The sequence below is a fragment of the Delftia sp. WSY_10 genome, from assembly GCF_043104705.1.
Lineage (GTDB): Bacteria > Pseudomonadota > Gammaproteobacteria > Burkholderiales > Burkholderiaceae_C > Comamonas > Comamonas tsuruhatensis.
In genome coordinates, this window is the sequence record NZ_JBICKY010000049.1 from 1 (window position 1) to 1,904 (window position 1,904).

Genomic DNA, 1,904 nt, shown 5'->3' on the forward strand with positions numbered 1-1,904 from the left:
TACGACAGCGCCGGCCGCCTCACGCGTCTCGTCAACGAAAACGGAGCCCAAAGCCGCTTTGCCTGGGACGCGCTGGACAGGCTCGTGCAGGAAGAAGGGTTCGACCAGCGGCTGCAGCGCTACCGCTGGGATGCGGCAGGCCAGCTCATGGAAGCCACGGACGGCAACGCCGCACGGCAAAGCAGCAGCCACTACCGCTGGGACGAAGGCGGCAGATTGGTCGAACGTCAGCTGCCCGCCACGGCCCATGCGCCGGCCCAGACCCACCGCTACGAATGGGATGCGGCCGGACGCCTCATGGCCGCCAGCGTCTGGCAGCACACCGTCGAGAACACCGCAGAGAACATCATCCAACTGCAAAGCCGCATAGCACTGGAACGCGATGCCCTGGGCCGCATCACCGCAGAAGTGCAGCAGCTGTACCGGCCAGGCAAGGACGGCGGCGCAGACCAGATCGAATACGAACACCGCATCGCCCACACCCTGGACGCGCTGGGCGCACGCCAGCACAGCCAGCTGCAAGGCCTGGGAAAGATCGCCTGGCTCACCTACGGCTCAGGCCATGTGCACGGACTGCAGCTCAACGGCGCCGGCCTCATCGACTTCGAACGCGACGCCCTGCACCGCGAAGTCCGCCGCAGCCTGCACCCACCCACTCCCGCAGCAGAAGCAGGTGCAGACGCACACCCCCCCCTGCAGGTGCAACGCCAATGGGACAGCATGGGCCGCCTCACGGCCCTGGGCACCACAGGCCTGCAAAGCATGGAAGGCAGGGAACACCTCGTCCAGCCCCTCATCGGCCAGATCCTTGGCCGCCGCTACCACTACGACAGCCTGGGCCAGCTCGTTGCCATCGAACAGGCCGGCGCCCCGGGCCAGGCCGCACAACTGCTGCGCTACGGCTACGACAGCGCCGGGCGCCTCAGAGCGGCCACCGACAGCCAGGACCCCCAGACCACCGCCCGCTGGCAGATCGACCCTGCCGGCAACCGCCTGCCCGCACCGGGCGCACCGGGTCAAGCCAGCCCTCAGGACAGCTGGGCCGCCCAGGTCCACGCCCACTGGCGGCACACCGACTTCAACCTCATGGGCCTGGGCCACCTTGCAGGCCAGCGGCAAGGCCCCGCGCAGCGCTGGGAAGACAACCGCATCGGCTTCAGCGAAGACCGCGTCTGGCGCTACGACCCCTGCGGCAACCGCATCGCGCAAATGCATGCAGACCACAGCCAGCAGCAACTGCACTACGACGGAGCACACCAGCTCATCGCCGTGCGCAGCAGCCAGATCCAGGGCAACGCCGAGCAGTTGCGCCACCACAGCCGCTACACCTACGACGCCCTGGGCAGGCGCCTGAAGCAGCAGGTCGAAAGCGCGGACTCCACCACCCCCACCCGCACCCACTACTACGGCTGGGACGGCGACCGCCTCATCCACACCGAACGCCTGCAGCACGGCAGCGACACGCGCCACATAGAGCACACCATCTACGAACCCGGCAGCTTCACCCCCCTGGTGCGCCTGAGCACCACGGCCAGCGGCGACCCCCAAGACGAGCCCCACCTGCTGGTGCAAGCCATCACCGCAGGCCTGCCCGACCAGGACGACCCCAACCACACGCCGGCCCTGGCCCTCATGCAAACCATGCTCAGTGCCATGCCGCGCGACATGCAGCAAGACGCCGCCCGCCACCTGCGCCACACCCTGGAGCACGGCCTGCCGCCCGGCGCCCAGGCCATGCTGGGCGAACAGGCCGAGGGCACGGCCCGCCTGCTCACCGGCATGCAGACCCAACTGCAGAAACAGGAAAAAGAACAGCACGCCCGCATCGCCATCCACCACTACCACTGCGACCATCTGGGCACGCCCATGGCCCTGACCGACCAACGGGGGCTAGTCACCTGGGC

The 1,904-nt window shown here is 68.5% G+C and carries 1 protein-coding gene; it reads left to right on the forward strand.

Translation table 11 applies throughout. The annotated features are described in order from the left end of the window. The coding region (locus ACF8ML_RS19370; RefSeq protein WP_392407693.1) for an RHS domain-containing protein at positions 1–1,904 on the forward strand (1,904 nt) is incomplete at both ends.